The organism is Kribbella qitaiheensis, from assembly GCF_014217565.1.
Lineage (GTDB): Bacteria > Actinomycetota > Actinomycetes > Propionibacteriales > Kribbellaceae > Kribbella > Kribbella qitaiheensis_A.
In genome coordinates this window covers 1047299-1062675 of sequence record NZ_CP043661.1, presented here as the reverse complement: position 1 = coordinate 1062675, position 15377 = coordinate 1047299, and the positions used below count along the sequence as shown (strand labels likewise).

Annotated in this window: 13 protein-coding genes; 8 read left to right on the top strand and 5 right to left on the bottom strand. The window is 69.1% G+C overall.

What is annotated here, in order from left to right; all coding sequences use genetic code 11:
- The first annotated feature begins 92 nt into the window (after window positions 1–92).
- The 3 genes from F1D05_RS04660 to F1D05_RS04650 are packed head-to-tail and all read left to right on the top strand — an operon-like array spanning window position 93 to window position 2499.
- Window positions 93–1403 (top strand): sensor histidine kinase, encoded by a 1311-nt coding sequence (locus F1D05_RS04660; protein WP_185446170.1) that lies wholly within the window; start codon window positions 93–95, stop codon window positions 1401–1403.
- Window positions 1385–2038 (top strand): response regulator transcription factor, encoded by a 654-nt coding sequence (locus tag F1D05_RS04655; protein WP_185446169.1) that lies wholly within the window; start codon window positions 1385–1387, stop codon window positions 2036–2038. The genes F1D05_RS04660 and F1D05_RS04655 overlap by 19 nt, the downstream gene beginning before the upstream one ends.
- A gap of 26 nt (window positions 2039–2064) precedes the next feature.
- Window positions 2065–2499 (top strand): CoA-binding protein, encoded by a 435-nt coding sequence (locus F1D05_RS04650; protein WP_185446168.1) that lies wholly within the window; start codon window positions 2065–2067, stop codon window positions 2497–2499.
- Here the strand turns inward: F1D05_RS04650 and sigK are convergent.
- The 5 genes from sigK to F1D05_RS04625 form a co-directional block, all read right to left on the bottom strand.
- Entirely contained in the window at window positions 2484–3152 is a 669-nt protein-coding gene (gene sigK / locus F1D05_RS04645; protein WP_185446167.1) for an ECF RNA polymerase sigma factor SigK, read from the bottom strand. The two genes, F1D05_RS04650 and sigK, sit on opposite strands and share 16 nt — an antisense overlap.
- A gap of 318 nt (window positions 3153–3470) precedes the next feature.
- Window positions 3471–3719 (bottom strand): DUF2630 family protein, encoded by a 249-nt coding sequence (locus tag F1D05_RS04640; protein ID WP_185446166.1) that lies wholly within the window; start codon window positions 3717–3719, stop codon window positions 3471–3473.
- A complete protein-coding gene (locus tag F1D05_RS04635; RefSeq protein WP_185446165.1) occupies window positions 3716–4483 on the bottom strand; it encodes an ABC transporter permease in 768 nt (255 codons plus the stop codon). Before F1D05_RS04635 ends, F1D05_RS04640 begins: the two co-directional genes overlap by 4 nt.
- Window positions 4484–4526: 43 nt before the next feature.
- A complete protein-coding gene (locus F1D05_RS04630; protein ID WP_185446164.1) occupies window positions 4527–6236 on the bottom strand; it encodes an AMP-binding protein in 1710 nt (569 codons plus the stop codon).
- A gap of 190 nt (window positions 6237–6426) precedes the next feature.
- Window positions 6427–7587: an SLC13 family permease gene (locus F1D05_RS04625; protein ID WP_185446163.1), complete on the bottom strand. Its 1161-nt coding sequence runs from the start codon at window positions 7585–7587 to the stop codon at window positions 6427–6429.
- A gap of 44 nt (window positions 7588–7631) precedes the next feature.
- On the opposite strand from F1D05_RS04625, the gene F1D05_RS04620 reads away from it, so the two are divergent.
- The 5 genes from F1D05_RS04620 to F1D05_RS04600 all read left to right on the top strand — a co-directional run bounded on the left by F1D05_RS04620 (window position 7632) and on the right by F1D05_RS04600 (window position 15376).
- Window positions 7632–10367: a bifunctional GNAT family N-acetyltransferase/acetate--CoA ligase family protein gene (locus F1D05_RS04620; RefSeq protein WP_185446162.1), complete on the top strand. Its 2736-nt coding sequence runs from the start codon at window positions 7632–7634 to the stop codon at window positions 10365–10367.
- A gap of 346 nt (window positions 10368–10713) precedes the next feature.
- Entirely contained in the window at window positions 10714–11751 is a 1038-nt protein-coding gene (locus F1D05_RS04615) for a P1 family peptidase (RefSeq protein ID WP_185446161.1), read from the top strand.
- Between the two features lie 198 nt (window positions 11752–11949).
- Window positions 11950–12681: an ABC transporter ATP-binding protein gene (locus F1D05_RS04610; RefSeq protein ID WP_185446160.1), complete on the top strand. Its 732-nt coding sequence runs from the start codon at window positions 11950–11952 to the stop codon at window positions 12679–12681.
- On the top strand, window positions 12678–14600 hold the full coding sequence (locus F1D05_RS04605) for an FtsX-like permease family protein (RefSeq protein ID WP_185446159.1): 1923 nt from the start codon (window positions 12678–12680) through the stop codon (window positions 14598–14600). The genes F1D05_RS04610 and F1D05_RS04605 overlap by 4 nt, the downstream gene beginning before the upstream one ends.
- Before the next feature lie 161 nt (window positions 14601–14761).
- A complete protein-coding gene (locus F1D05_RS04600) occupies window positions 14762–15376 on the top strand; it encodes a DUF5998 family protein (protein WP_185446158.1) in 615 nt (204 codons plus the stop codon).
- Window position 15377 lies beyond the last annotated feature (1 nt).

The window sequence follows — 15377 nt, the reverse complement described above, 5'->3', positions numbered from 1 at the left end:
CAGCGGCTCGTTCCACCCTGGTCCATGGGGGAGTACTGCGGTAGCGCGCACGCTACCGCGCTGGGGCCTCTCCCGGACCTAGGGTTGGGGAAATGAACACCGCATGGGCAGCGCTGACCTCGAGGCGGTACCTCGTCTCGTCCTGGCCTTGGCGCAGCTATGCCTATTTGCTGAGTTCGGTCCCGGTCGGCGTCCTGACGATCGCCGTACTGATCGGGGCTGCGGCCGTCAGCGCCGTCTTGAGCCCGATTCTGATCGGCGTACTGCTGCTGACCGCTTTCCCGCTCCTCGGAGTACTGATCGGTGCCATCGAGCGCTACCGGGCCAGGTTGATGATCCCCGCCGGCATCAGCAGCCCGCACGCGCAGATGCCGCCGTCGATCGGGCTGAGGGAGCGGCTGCGGTTCCGGCGCCGGGAGCAGGCGTCCGTCCGGTCACTCGGGTACGGGTTCCTGTTCGGTGTCTTCATCTGGCCGCTCAACGCGCTGCTGGCCGGGATCAGCCTGTCTGTTCTCGTCATCACCCTGCTCGCTCCCTTCATCGCGCGGAACGAACAGCTGGGGATGGGGCCGTGGACCCTGACCACGATGCGGGAGGGCCTGCTGTTCCTGGTCCTGTTCGGGCCGATCTGGTTCACGGTCAGCTCGTACCTGCTGGGCTGGCTGGCCGCGGGACAGTCGGAGCTCGCCAAGTCGTTGCTCGGTCCGCGTGAGGAGGAGCTGCGCCGCAATGTGGCCGAGCTGCGCCGGTCGCGGCTGGATCTGGTCGACGCGTTCGAGACCGAGCGCGCCCGGATCGAGCGGCACCTGCACGACGGCGTACAGCAGCGGCTGGTCGGCCTCACGATGACGCTCGGCCTGGCTGAACTCGATCTGCCCGAGGGCGAGGGACGTCGGCTGGTGGTGAAGGCGCACGGCGAGGCCGAGGCGGCGCTGGCGGATCTGCGTGAGGCCGTCCGTGGCATCCACCCGCGGGTGCTGGTCGACCACGGACTGGAGGCCGCAGTACGGGAGATCGCCGATCGCAGCCCGCTGCCGGTGACCGTGCGGATCGCGTTGCCGGACAGGTTGCCGATGCCGATCGAGGCCGCGGCCTACTTTGTCGTCAGCGAAGCGCTCGGCAATGTCGCGAAGCATGCTCAGGCGACGCATTGCGAGGTGGACGGCTGGGTCGCGAACGACCGGCTCGTCGTCACGATCACGGACGACGGGGTCGGTAGCGCGACCATCGGCAACCAGTCGGGTACTCCGGCCGCGACGGGTGCGGTGACCCCGGTCGGCGGGACCGGGCTGACCGGGCTGGTGACCAGGCTGGACGCGTTGGGAGGCACACTCGACCTGACCAGCCCACCCGGTGGGCCGACCCGACTGCGGATGGAGAGCCCGTGCCGGCTCGACGACTGAGCATCGTCCTGGCTGAGGATTCATTGTTGTTGCGGGAAGGACTTGCGAGCATCCTGGACCGCGCCGGCCACGAGGTACGGGACGCGGTCGGTGACGCCGATGCGTTGCTGGCCGTGGTCCGCAAGGAGCCGCCTGACGTGGTGATCACCGACGTACGGATGCCGCCGGGGCACAGCGACGAAGGTCTGCGGGCGGCCGCGGCGATCCGGGCGGAGCTGCCCGCGATCGGGATCTTGGTGCTTTCGCAGTACGTCGCTGACGCCTATTTGTCGTCGCTGTTGGAGTCGACGACCGGTGGGATCGGGTACTTGCTGAAGGACCGGGTCGGGCACGTGACCGAGTTTCTGGCCTCGCTGGATCGGGTGGCCGAGGGCGGCACCGTGGTTGATCCCGAGGTGGTCCGGCAGTTGCTCGCGCGCCGGCGAGACGACGGGCCGCTGGCCGCGCTGACTCCGCGCGAGCTGGAGGTGCTCGCGTTGATGGCCGAGGGGCGGGTGAACTCGTCGATCGCCGCTCAGCTGGTGGTGAGCGAGGCGGCGGTCCGTAAGCACGTCGGCAACATCTTCGCCAAGCTGCAGCTCGAGGACGGCCGCGACCGTCGCGTATCGGCGGTCCTCACCTACCTGCGGGGCTGACTTGGCCGCTGAGGGAGGATGTTTGTATGGCTTGGGCCGATGAGAGTGACATCCGCAAAGTGCTCGCCGACTGCCAGACCTGGGCGGTCGTCGGGCTGTCGAACAACACCAGCCGAGCGGCGTACGGCGTGGCGCGTTTCCTGCAAGGACACGGGAAACGGATCGTGCCGGTGCATCCGTCGGCCGAGACCGTGCACGGCGAGCCCGGGTACGCGCGGGTCGCGGACATCCCGTTCGAGGTGGACTGTGTCGATGTGTTCGTCAACTCCGACCTGGCCGGCGCGATCGCGGACGAGGCGGTGGGAATCAACGCGCGAGCGGTCTGGTTCCAGCTGGGTGTCATGGATCCGGACGCCTGCACCCGAACGACCGCGGCAGGCCTGACGATGGTGATGAACCGCTGCCCGGCGATCGAGTGGGGCCGCCTCGGTCCAGCGGCTCTGGCTCACCCCGGACCCTGAATTGCGCTCACTGGGCTACAAGGCCTGGCGAGCCGGCGCGGGTAAGGGGGAGGGGGATCGTTGATGTCGTCGCGCAATTTACGCAGACCGTCGCGGATCCTGGCCTTGACGGCGGGCAGGCTCGCATCCACTAGCTGCGCCACCTCCGTGTAGGTGTAGCCCCCGAAGTACGCCAACGTGATGGCTTCGCGCTGCAGAGCGGTTAGTCGCTGCAGGCAGATGCGCAGGCGCTGAGCGGCCAGGCCGGCGGCCACCCGGTCAGCGACCTGGTCGCCGCCGATGATGCTCGGCCAGCTCGCGACCCGGTGCTCCCGTCGGGCACCTGCCTGTTCGGACCGGACCCGGTCGATGGCGCGGCGATGTGCGATGGTCAGTGTCCAGGAAACGACCGAGCCGCGGGCCTCGTCGTACCGGGCGGCTCTGCGCCATAGGTCGATCATCACCTCCTGGGTGACTTCTTCGGCCTGAGCCTGATTGCGCAGCACCCGGCGGACCAGCCCGAAAACGCGAGGAACCATGGCGACGTACAGCTCGGTGAAAGCGGCCGGGTCACCGTCGGCGACCCGGGCCATCACGGCCGCGTGGGGGTCGGTCCGCGCCGCCGATGGTGATGCCGAGAGCAACTTGGTTCGGATCGTGCCGTCTTCAACCACACGGATCGCCCCGTCCTCTTGCCGATGTCACCGGAGTTCCTGATTCCGCGACGGGGGCGAATCCACCGGGAGCAAAGATGCCCTGCGCCGGCGTGCCGGCCAGAACCATCGACCGATCCGGACGGGTGTTGGCATCCAGTTAGGAGGGTAACCCCAGCAGGTGAAGAATGGGGGTTCCCGCGACGATTGCCCCCGGCACCAAACGGTGCGGCTGAACGACCACTCCAGGTGCGGCGGGCCGCCGCGCAGTTCGGGGAGGTAGGTCGCGACGATCACCCGGCCGGAGTGATCCGGACCATCGGACCGGTTGTGGTCAGCTCAGTTCAGATAGCCCTCGACCACGTCGGCCGAACGGGCCTGGGCGGCTTCGGGGTCGTCGCCGAACTCGCGCTTGGCGCGGCGCTGGCGGAGCAGGTCCCAGCATCGGTCCAGCTCGACCTCGAGCTTGCTCAGGCGGGCCTTCTCGTCGCCGTCGCTGACGTCCCCGGCGGCGTGCTTGGTCCGGAGTTCGTGCTCCTCGGCAACGAGCTCGTCGATATGGGTGAAGAGGCTCTTGTCGTCGCTCATGGGGAAAATGTACGCCCGTCGGGCAACGAAGAGCGGGCAAGCAGTTCGGTGGTGACCAGGATGGCGATCGATCCCGCCGTGAGCAGGCCGATCAGTACGACGAGTTGCAGCGCGGCGGCCGCCGTCGGCGAGGCGCCGCCGAGCACCATTCCGACGAACGCGCCGGGCAGCGTCACGAGTCCGACGGTCCGGGTCTGGTCGAGCGCCGGCAACAGGGCATCGCCGGCGACCGGCCCGGCGACCAGTTTGAACGCGTCCGGTGGCATCAGCCCGACAGACAGCCCGGCCTCGAACTCGCCGAAGCGACCGCCGTACTCCGAGAGGAGGCGTCGCCCGGCGAGCGTGGTGGCGTTCATCGCGCCGCCGACGATGATGCCGCCCATCGGCAGGATGCTCCCGGGGTTGCGGGGGACTACTCCGGGGAGCACGAGCAGCAGCAGGACTACGGACGCCGCGCCACCGATCGCGACCGCGCAGTGCAGGTACTGGCCGGGCACTGTCACGACATGCCGGATGCGGCGCGCACTGGTGATGGTGGCGACGGTCATCATCACCAGGATGAAGCCGACCGTCCCCCAGATCGACTGCAGCGCGAAGCCGACGAGCGCACCGACCACAGCCAGTTGGACGAGGGCGCGCAAGGCCGCGGTGACGATGCCCTTGTCATGGCGCAGCGAGGCGAGGCGCGACGCTACGACCGCGATGACGACGAGCAGCGGCAGCACCACCACTGCAGCGAGCCCCAGGCCGGTGTCGTGCGACATCCGCCTATTGGAGCACGCTTGCCGCTGCGGTCACCGCACCTGGTCAGGCGTCGCGGAAGTCGGCCTCGTCGTAGGCGTGTTCGGTGCGCTCGCCGCTGTCGACCTTGGCCGCCTCGTCGGCGCGTAGCTCGACCCGGCGGATCTTGCCCGAGATGGTCTTCGGCAGTTCGGCGAACTCGAGCTTCCGGATCCGCTTGTACGGCGCGAGGTGGTCGCGGCAGAACTGGAGGATCTCCTGGGCCAGCTCACGCGACGGCTCGCGCCCGCCCACCAGTACGACGTACGCCTTCGGCACGGACAGCCGGACCGGGTCGGGCGACGGCACCACGGCGGCCTCGGCGACGGCCGGGTGCTCGATCAGCACGGACTCCAGCTCGAAGGGCGAGATCCGGTAGTCGCTGGCCTTGAACACGTCGTCCGACCGCCCGACGTACGTGATGTAGCCGTCCTCGTCCCGGCTCGCGACGTCGCCGGTGTGGTAGAAACCGCCGCGCATCGCTTCATCGGTCATGTCCTTGGCATCGCGGTAGCCACGCATCAGCGGCACCGGCGGGGGAGCGAGCTCGATGCAGATCTCGCCGTCGTCGCCGACCTCGTCCGTGGCCGGGTCGACCAGGGCGATCGAGTACCCCGGCAGCGGGCGGCCCATCGAGCCGAGTTTCACCGGCTGCCCCGGCGGGTTGCCGATCTGGGCGGTGGTCTCGGTCTGGCCGTAGCCGTCGCGGATGGTGATGTCCCACGCGTTGCGGACCTGCTCGATCACCTCGGGGTTGAGTGGCTCGCCGGCCGAGATGCACTCGCGGATCCTGACGTCGACCACGGACAGGTCGGCCTGGATCAGCATTCGCCAGACGGTCGGCGGCGCGCAGAAGGTCGTCACGCCGTAGGTCTGCAGGACCTGGAGCATCTTCTCGGCGTCGAAGCGCGTGTAGTTGTAGAGGAAGACGGTCGCACCCGCGTTCCAGGGCGCGAAGACGTTGCTCCAGGAGTGCTTGGCCCAGCCCGGCGAGGAGACGTTGAGGTGCACGTCGCCGGGCTGCAGGCCGATCCAGTACATCGTGGAGAGGTGGCCGACCGGGTAGCTCACCTGGGTGTGCTCGACCAGCTTCGGCTGACTCGTCGTACCGGAGGTGAAATAGAGGAGCAGGGAGTCATCGGCTTTGGTGTCGACTTCGGGGACGGGGCCGTCGTACGAGCGTGAGTCCTCGAAGTCGAGCCAGTTGTCCACAGGTCCGCCGACGCCGACGCGGATGCAGTGATCGGCGATACCTTCATAACGAGGGGCGTCCGCGCTGGTCGTGACGACGGCCCGTACGCCGCCGCGCGTGATCCGGTCGGCGAGGTCGGCGTCGGTGAGCAGTGTGGTCGCGGGGATCATCACGGCGCCCGCCCGGATGCAGCCGAGCATCACCTCCCAGAGCGGGACGATGTTGCCGAGCACGATCAGCACCCGGTCGCCCGGTCGAACGCCCGCCTGGGTGAGCCAGCCGGCCACCTGCCGCGACCGCTCGGCCATCTCCGCGTAGGTCAGCGAGGTCACCTCGCCGTCCTCCTCGACGATGGTCAGCGCGGCGACCTCTGCCTGTTCCACTGCGAGCGCGTCGAACCAGTCGCGGGCCCAGTTGAACCGGTCGAAGGCCGGCCAGATGAAGTCGCGATACGCGGTCTCGTAGTCCTCGCGGTGGGCGACCAGGAAGTCGCGTGCGTCACGGAAGGTGCGGGTGGTGTCCGAAGTGCTCTGTTCCGTGCTCATGACCCGCACTATTGCCGAGTCGGATGCCATCGGCAATCGCCCTCGCGCGTCCTGCCCCGATCAGCGTTGGACATCAGGAATCGATCGGACTACAGTCGAACGCATGTTCGAACACTGGTCTGTACCGTGGGTCCGCTGGCCTCGCCGCCGGCGGGCAGCCTCGACCTCGGCCGACACCCCGCCTTCCGTGTCAGCCGAGGTTGAGGGCCAGGACCGTGCCGACCAGGACGATCGGGGTCAGCACGAGGCCGCGCCAGAGGAAAGACCACCAGGAGATGTGCACCCCGGCGGCGACGCAGCGGTCCCGCCAGAGCAGGGTGGCCAGCGAGCCCCAGAGGGTGAGCAGGCAGCCGCAGTTCACCCCGATCAGCAGCAGCATCATCCGGCTGCTGGTCGCCCCTTGTGGATGACTGGCCACCGGTTCCATCGCGAGATAGGCCGGCAGGTTGTCGACCGCGTTCGCGCCGAACGCCGCTGTGCCGGTCAACCGCAGATCGGCCGGCAGGCCGTGGCCGTGGGTGCCCGCGATGGATCCGAGTAGGTCCTCCAGCCCGTGCGCGGTCAGCGCTCCGACGACGAGGAACAGTCCGACCACGGTGAGGACCAGCCGCCACGGGATGAGGGTCCAGCTGAGTTCTGCGCGTCGCCGGACGGCGAAGAGGACCACCAGGACGACCGCGCCGATTGAGGCGGGGATCGCGACCTGGATGCCGGTCACGAAGGCCGGGCCGAGCGCGACGCAGACCCCGGCCGACCCCCAGAACAGGACCTTGTCGTCGATCCCAGGTGTCTCCGGTACGACGTAGGTCCGGCGCAGGTCGCGGTGGAACAACAGGGCCAGCACGACGACGGTGATCAGGACGGCCGCGATCGCCGGGCGCCAGCTCAGGCCGAGGTAGTCGCCGAGACCGAGTCCGAGCTGGTCGAAGCGGTGCAGGGCGAGCAGATTGGTGAGATTCGACACCGGAAGGAGCAGTGAGGCCGTGCCGGCCAGCCAGACCGTGGTGAAGGCGAACAGCTTGGGCGGGATGTCGAGCTGCCGGGCCATCGCCAGGACGACCGGTGTCAGCAGGACCGCGCAGGTGTCGAGCGAGAGCACCACGGTCAAGGCGGTGGCCAGGGTCACGACGAGCAGCCAGAGCCGCCAAGTCTTCCCGCGGCCGAGGTGGGCGGCCTCGCGGGCAGCGACCTCGAACACCTTGGCGGAGTCGGCCAGCCCGGCGATGACCGTGACCGCGACCAGGAAGACCAATACAGGAGCGATCCGGTCGATCACGTCCAGTGCGTCGCTCGGGCTCAGCAGGCTCGTGGCGAGCGCGACCAGGCCGCCGAGTGCACTGAGCCACCACATGGAATTGCCGACCTCCGAATCTCTTGCTTGAGTACGCTGGCCGGGTGACAGAGCCGGAGCAGCAGCCGCAGCGACCGGCCCAGTATGGCCCGAGCCGTCCAGTTGACCTCCCGCCCGGTTATCCGGCGGAGTACGAGGCGGACGTGGTACTGCGGGACGGGGCGACGGCGCATCTGCGGCCGATCACGCCTGACGACGCTGAACTGCTCGTGTCGTTCTACGCCCGGGTATCGGAGCAGTCGAAGTACTACCGCTTCTTCGCGCCGTACCCACAGCTGTCCGATCGCGACGTCGCCCGGTTCACCCAGGTGGACTACCGGGATCGGACCGCGCTGATCGTCACTGTCGGCGACGAGATGATCGGGGTCGGCCGGTACGAGCGGACCGGCCGGCGGACGGCCGAGGTCGCGTTCCTGATCGAGGACGCCCATCAGGGCCGGGGGCTGGGGCAATTGTTGCTCGAACACCTGGCCCAGGCCGCCCGCGAGCACGGCATCACCCGGTTCGTCGCCGAGGTGCTGCCGGACAACCGCAAGATGATCACCGTCTTCACCGAGGCCGGCTACAAGGTGGCCCGGGAGTTCGAGGACGGCGTGATCGTGGTCGAGTTCGACATCGCCCCGACCGACACGTCGTTCGGCGTCATGCAGGCCCGCGAGCAGCGCTCCGAGGCGCTCTCGATCGCCCGGCTGCTCACTCCGACGAGCGTCGCCGTGATCGGTGCGAGCCGGCGCGAGGGCACGATCGGCAACGCGCTGCTGCGCAACGTCCGCGACAGCGGCTTCCCCGGCCGGCTGTACGCGGTGAACGCGGAGTCTTCCGAGGACGAGATCGACGGCGTACCGGCGTACCGGACGATCCGCGACATCAACGAAAAGATCGACCTCGCCGTCGTGGCCGTGCGGGCCGAGATGGCGGCCGACGTGGTGCTGGACTGTGCCGCGAAGGGTGTTCGCGGTCTGGTGGTGGTGTCGAGCGGGTTCGCCGAGATCGGCGACGAGGGCCGCAAGCTGCAGCGGCAACTGGTCGGCCTGGCCCGGTCGTACGGGATGCGCGTGATCGGGCCGAACGCGCTCGGCGTGATCAACACCGCGCCCGGTGTCGGCCTGAACGCGACGTTGTCACCGGTGATGCCGAGTCGTGGCCGGGTCGGCTTCTTCTGCCAGTCGGGCGCTCTCGGCGTCTCGATCCTCGCGGACATGGCAGGTCGTGGTCTCGGGCTGTCCAGCTTCGTCTCGGCCGGTAACCGGGCGGATGTCTCCGGCAACGACCTGATGCAGTACTGGTACTCCGACGAGGCGACCGAGGTCGTGCTGCTCTACCTGGAGTCCCTCGGCAATCCGCGCAAGTTCAGCCGGGTCGCTCGTCGGCTGGCGGGGCGCAAGCCGGTGATCGCGCTCAAGTCCGGCCGGGCGACCCAGGGCGTGCCGCTCGGGCAGACGGTCCGCCGCAGTAAGTTGCCCCCGGCAACCGTCGACTCGCTGTTCCGGCAGAGCGGCCTGATCGGCGTGGACACCAACGGCGAGCTGTTCGACGTTGCCCAGCTGATGGCGCACCAGCCGCTGCCGAAGGGCCGCCGGGTCGCGATCGTGAGCAACTCCGATGCGCTGACGCTGCTCGCCCTCGACACGGTGGCCAGCACGGGCCTGGACGTGGCGGGGGAGCCGCGCACGCTCAGCGCCGAGGCGACGGCAGCGGATTTCGGTGCGGCTCTGTGCGAGGTGTTCGCCGACGATCGGGTGCACTCGGTCGTCGTGATCTTCACCCCACCGGTCCAGTCGAACGGCGCCGAGGTCGCTCAGGTGCTCGCGGCGGCGGCCGCCGGATCCGACAAGCCGGTTGTCTCCACTTTCCTCGCGTCCCGCAGTGTGCCCGAGCAATTGCGCGTCCCTGACGAGTACGGCGGTGCGGCACGTGGCTCGATCCCGTCGTACTCCTCGCCGCAGTACGCCGTGGGTGCGTTGGCGAAGGTCACGCAGTACGCCGAGTGGCGGCGTCGTGCAGACAGCCGGATCCCGGATCTCCCGGACGTTGACACCGCAGGGGCGGAGGCCTTCGTCACCGAGTTCCTGCAGCGTCATCCGCAGGGAGCCGACCTGGGCGACGAGGATCGGCAGCGGCTGCTCAGCTTCTACGACATCAGCGTGTTGCCGGCCTTCCCGGTGCTATCGGCGGACGAGGCGGTCGCGCGGGCCGAGGAGCTCGGCTTCGAGGTGATCCTCAAGGCGACCGCGGATCAGTGGCGGATGCGGCCGGACCTCGCCGACATCTGGCGGCACATCCACGACGAGGACGACATGCGCCAGGCGTGGGCGGAGATGACGAGCACGTTCGGGGTCGCGTCGGATCCGGCGCGAGCGCAGTTCGTGGTGCAGAAGATGGCGCCTCCCGGCGTACCGGTGGTGATCTCGGCCCAGGAGGACGTCTCGTTCGGTCCGGTCGTGTCGTTCGGCCTGTCCGGCGTGGCGACGGATCTGCTCGGCGACCGCTCGTACCGGATGCCGCCGCTGACCACCGCCGACGCGGCGGAGATGGTCCGCGAGGTCCGCGCCGCGCCCCTGCTCTACGGCTACCGTGGCTCCGATCCCGTCGACATCGCCGCGATCGAGAACCTGCTGCACCGGGTCGCCCGCCTCACCCTGGAACTCGAGGAGGTGGTCCGCCTGGACCTCCGCTCGGTCCTCGTCTCCATCGACTCGGCCACGGTCCTCGATACCTCCATCCGAATAGCCCCGAACGAGAAGCCCCGCCAAGACACGCCAGTCCGCCGCCTCACCTGATTGGTGACATACCTGGCGCTCTGGAACACCTCCGCCGTAAGTAGCTCAGCGAGGGGCTGGCACCCTGCATCGCGGGCTGCTCCCCGGACCTCGCGTTGGTTTTCACACAGTGCCGCGTTGTTCGTCCGCTGACGGGCTTTTATCCCGCCATCCGGCGAAAAACCCGTCAGGTGAGGCGGAGCCACACTCACATCATCAGCTGTTAGCTGGCGAGGCGGGTGTAGCGGCTGTTGGTGCGTCCGCAGCCTCGACGGTTCGGCCAGCAATCCGCAGAGCAGCCCAGGGGTCATGCATTCCAAGCTAGTCTCGCTGGCAACCAGATTTCGGCAGGTGCTAGACAGGACGCATGCCGAAACCTGGTCCTCACAACGCGATCACCGACGTTCCCGGCGTACGAGTCGGTCAGGTGGAGCGCACAGACGCTCCGTACCTGACCGGTACGACGGTGGTCCACTTCCCCGGTACTGCGATCGCAGGCGTCGACGTGCGAGGGGGAGCGCCGGGCACCCGCGAGACCGACCTGCTCGACCCGGTCAACTCCAACCCCGGCGTGAACGCGATCGTCCTCTCGGGCGGGAGCGCGTACGGCCTCGATACGGCCGGCGGCGTGATGGCCTGGCTGGAGGAGCAGGGCCAAGGCATCCGGGTCGGCGCCGGCGAGCGCGAGGTGGTGCCGATCGTGCCCACGGCGGTGATCTTCGATCTCGGCCGTGGTGGCGGCTTCCAGGCCAGGCCGACCGCCGACTGGGGACGGCAGGCGATCGAGGCCGCGACCGACGGAACGGTTGCGCAGGGCAACCATGGCGCCGGCGCGGGAGCCCGGACGGGACGGCTCAAGGGTGGCGTCGGGACGGCGAGCATCCGGTTCGACGACGGCACCACGGTCGGCGCACTGGTCATCGTCAATGCCGTCGGCTCGACTGTCGACCACCAAGGACGCCTGTACGGCGATCGCTTCGGCCTCGCGGACGAATTCGGGCAACTCCGAACCCCGACCGAGCCACCGCCGGAAGGCCCAGCCGGTCCGCTGCCTGGCATGAACACGGTGATCGCCGTCATCGCCACCGACGTCCCGCTCGACAAGGCCGCCGCCCAGCGGATGGCGATGGTCGCTCACGACGGCCTGGCGCGTGCCATCGACCCGATCCACACTCTCGTCGACGGCGACGCCATCTTCGCCGTCTCGACGACCACCGGAGCACCCCGGCTGTCGGTCACCGAACCGACCGCGCTCATTCAACTCGAGACTGTCTTCGCCGCCGGAGCCCAAGCCCTCTCACGCGCCATCGTCCACGGAGTCCTCGCCGCCGAATCGGTCGAGACCCCGACCGGCCGCCTCCCCGGCTACCGCGACGCCTACCCCTCGGCCTTCACCGCGAGCTGAGGCCACGCCGTGGCCCACCCTCGGCATTCACCGCGAGCTGACGCCAATGCAGCCGCCCACTGGTCGCGTCTCGCCGTCAGTTGATCCGCACGTACGACCTGGGGATTACCTGACTGCGTCGGAAGGCGACTGAAAGACGGTAGGAAGACCGGTCTGCGGACCGACGCTCCGCGAGCGCTTTCGCGAAAGCCTTCCGGTATGAGCTACCCGAGTCCCCACCCCACGTTCCAGCAGCCCGTCCAGCAACTCCAGCAGTTCCCCACCGACGGCACCGTCCTGGCCGGCCGTGGGCTGGTCAAGTACTACGGAGAGGTCGTCGGCCTGGCCGGCGTCGATGTCGCGGTCCGCGCTGGTGAGGCGCTAGCCGTGATGGGTCCCAGCGGCAATGGCAAGACCACCCTGCTGCACGTCCTGGCCGGCATCCTCAGCCCGGACCAGGGCGAGGTCTGGCTCGGCGGCGAGCGCGTCGATCAACTCAACGACGCGGCCAGGACCGTACTGCGGCGTCGCCGGCTCGGCTTCGTCTTCCAGGATAACCAGCTGCTCGCGGAACTCCCCGCGGACGAGAACGTCGCCCTGCCGTTGATGGTCGACGGCGTCTCCCGCCGGGAAGCGATCGGCCGCGCCCACGCAGTACTGGCTCAGGTCGGCCTGGCGAACGAGGTCGGCCGTCGACCCGGCGAACTCTCCGGCGGCCAGGCCCAGCGCGTCGCCATCGCCCGCGCGCTCGTCGGCGAGCCGCAGGCGGTCTTCGCCGACGAGCCGACCGGCGCCCTCGACGCCACGACCGGAGCCCAGGTGATCGACCTGCTCGTCGGCGCGGCCACCCATCGCGGCGCAGCCGTCGTAGTGGTCACCCACGACGACGCGGTCGCCGCGCGCTGCCACCGCGTAGTACGGATTGTCGACGGCCGGGTGAGTGACCGATGAATCCGATGACCGATCTCGGGCTGCGTTTCGTCCGCCGCCCAGGGCCCGGCGGCCGCGCGGCCAATCTCGCGGCGTTGGGTGCGACCGCGGTCGTCGCGATGCTGGTCACCTTCCTGATCGCCGGAACCCTCGGTCTGACCCACCGGGCAGACCGGATCGGCTGGCGCACCAGCGATGACGCGGATGCGAAGACGGCGGTCGGCGTGATCCACGAGGTCAAGGACCTGGTGAACGGCAAGCCCGTACTGCGGTACGACCTCGCCGTCACCAATGAGCAGCGAAATGCCCAACTCGCACCGCCGCCGGGACTCCCGCACACCCCGAAGCCGGGCGAGGTCTTCGTTTCGCCGGCCGTCGCCAAGCTCTGGTCGAGCGACGCTTCGAGCGACCTGAGCAAGCGGTTCGGGCTCGCCAGGCCGACCGGGGAGATCTCGTCGGCCGGGCTGTCCTCGCCGGACGAGCTGGTGATCATCCGGGGCGCCTCCCCGCAGCTGCCCGGCCTCACTGCGAAGTACCACCCGAAGTACCTGGCGAACTGGCATGGCAGCGACCTGCCCGAGCGGATCGCGATCCTGCTCGCACTCGTCGCCTTCGGCGTCGCACTGGTCCTCTTCCCGCTGCTCAGCCTGGTCGGCCAGGCAGCCGGAGTGGCCGCGAAACGCAGGGAGCGTCGGCTCGCCGCACTCCGGCTGGCTGGTGCGACCAGAGGTCAGGTGCTCCGGTTGAGCGCGGTCGAGCAGGCCGTGATCGGCTTCGCCGGCGCTGTCGCGGGTCTGATCGGCTACACGGTGCTCAGTCCGCTGATCGCCCGGATCCCGATCGGTGGCGGTCACTGGTACCTGCACGATCTGACGGTGAGCTGGTGGGTCGTCCTCGTCGTGCTGGTCGCGGTGCCTGTCCTGTCGGTGATCAGCGCCATGATCGGGCTGGGCCGAGTCAGCATCACGCCGCTCGGCGTCGTCCGCGGGCAGACCCGCAAGGCGACGAGCGCGCTGCGTCTCGGGCTGCTGGTGATCGGCCCGGTCATGCTCGGCATCCTCGGCACTGGGGGAGCCCTGCTCCCGATCGTGATCGGCGTCGGGATGGCCGCGCTCGCCGTACGGATCGTCGGTCCGTGGGCAGTCCAGGTGATCGGCAAGCTCCTGGCTCGTACGGCGAAAGGCCCGGTGGTACTGCTCGCCGGGCGGCGGCTCGCCGATGACCCGAAGGGTGCGTTCCGTCCGGTCGCCGCCTTGGTGCTGAGCGGATTCGTCACCGGCTTCCTTGCTCTGTTCATGCCGTACGGCCTGTCCGGTGACGGGACCGACACCGCATTTCACCTGTATCCGGATCAGGGCCAGACCGTTGCCGTCGTCAATGACGCGAGGGCGAAGCTCGCCGAGGCCGGGATCAAGGGCGAGGTGACCTCGCAGGCTCAGTCGGTGACCATCGTCGTACCGGGTGTCGCCGATCGGGAGAAGGTACGCACGGTCCTGTACGACGTGGTCCCGGATGTCGTGCCGCTGACGGACGCGGAAAAGGACGAACACGAGGCCGGGATGCTGCTCGACCTGCGCCTCGGGGTCGCTCTCCTGCTCGGTCTCGTCTTCATCACCGGGGCCGCATCCACAGCGGCCGGCGCGGTCGGGACGGCGCTGGACCAGGCGGCTCCCGCCAAGGCGTTGCGGCGATCCGGCGTACCGCTGAAGGTCATCGAGCGGTCGGCCCGCCTCGCGGCCGTCGTACCGGTGGTCGGGGTCGGGCTACCGGTGGTCGGCTTCGGCGCCTTCTGCGGGCTGGTGTTCAGCGGCGGTCATCCGCTCACCCAGGGGAACTCCGGGCTGCTCCTGCTGTCCGGCCAGGTGGTCGTCGGGCTGGTCCTGGTCGCCGTGGCCGGCGCCGCCGGCGCTCCCGTACTACGAAAGGCCAGCGCCGGCTAACCCTCCTGTGATCATTCGCCCCCTTTTCACCCCCTGTGGATAACCCAAGCCGATACCCGCTGTCCACGGAGGGTGAAAAGGGGGCGAATGATCACAGGAGGTGGGTGGGATCGTCCACAGGGTGGTCCGGGGTCGTGGCGCTGGCGTGCGAGGATGAGGGCATGCGTGACCTGAATGCGCCGGTCCCGGAGCTCTCGGACGCCTCGCGTGAACTGCGCGACGCGATCGACCGGTGCGGCTACTACCCAGATGTCGTGGCGGACTCGCTCGCAGTGGCGATCGCCGAAGAACCGATCCGGGCGTACGTGCTGCAGCACGAACCGACGTTCGACCGCGACGAGGTGCGGCGGCACATCACCATCCTGGCGCTGACCCCGAGCCGGCTGATCGTCGGGCATACCGACGAGCACGCCGCCGACGACCTGATCCAGGCGCCGTACGCGTCCACCTCGACCGAGGCGATCCCGCTGAACCGGGTGAACGCGGTCGTGGTCAACCGGGTCGTGCCGAATCCGGCCGGCTACGCGTCGGTCCGATCGGATCCCGGCTCGGCCGGCGGCGAGGTGGTGCTGACCATCGGCTGGGGCATGGTGAACCGGATCGACCTCGAGCCGGCTGTCTGCGCCGACCCCAACTGCGAGGCGGACCACGGCTACACGGGTTCGGTCGCGGCAGACGACATCTCGCTGCGGATCAGTGCTGCGGCTGACGGCCCGGCAGGGATCCAGCAGGTGCTCGACTTCGCGGCGGCCCTGTCGTCCGCGACCAGCAGGTAGG

What these genes read in the sequence shown, in the direction of transcription:
- F1D05_RS04615 (WP_185446161.1), top strand. Translation starts at nt 10,714, where the DNA reads ATGCCGAAACCTGGTCCTCACAACGCGATCACCGACGTTCCCGGCGTA.
- F1D05_RS04660 (WP_185446170.1), top strand. Translation starts at nt 93, where the DNA reads ATGAACACCGCATGGGCAGCGCTGACCTCGAGGCGGTACCTCGTCTCG.
- F1D05_RS04635 (WP_185446165.1), bottom strand. Translation starts at nt 4,483, where the DNA reads ATGTCGCACGACACCGGCCTGGGGCTCGCTGCAGTGGTGGTGCTGCCG.
- F1D05_RS04625 (WP_185446163.1), bottom strand. Translation starts at nt 7,587, where the DNA reads ATGTGGTGGCTCAGTGCACTCGGCGGCCTGGTCGCGCTCGCCACGAGC.
- F1D05_RS04640 (WP_185446166.1), bottom strand. Translation starts at nt 3,719, where the DNA reads ATGAGCGACGACAAGAGCCTCTTCACCCATATCGACGAGCTCGTTGCC.
- F1D05_RS04600 (WP_185446158.1), top strand. Translation starts at nt 14,762, where the DNA reads ATGCGTGACCTGAATGCGCCGGTCCCGGAGCTCTCGGACGCCTCGCGT.
- F1D05_RS04650 (WP_185446168.1), top strand. Translation starts at nt 2,065, where the DNA reads ATGGCTTGGGCCGATGAGAGTGACATCCGCAAAGTGCTCGCCGACTGC.
- F1D05_RS04630 (WP_185446164.1), bottom strand. Translation starts at nt 6,236, where the DNA reads ATGAGCACGGAACAGAGCACTTCGGACACCACCCGCACCTTCCGTGAC.
- F1D05_RS04610 (WP_185446160.1), top strand. Translation starts at nt 11,950, where the DNA reads ATGAGCTACCCGAGTCCCCACCCCACGTTCCAGCAGCCCGTCCAGCAA.
- F1D05_RS04605 (WP_185446159.1), top strand. Translation starts at nt 12,678, where the DNA reads ATGAATCCGATGACCGATCTCGGGCTGCGTTTCGTCCGCCGCCCAGGG.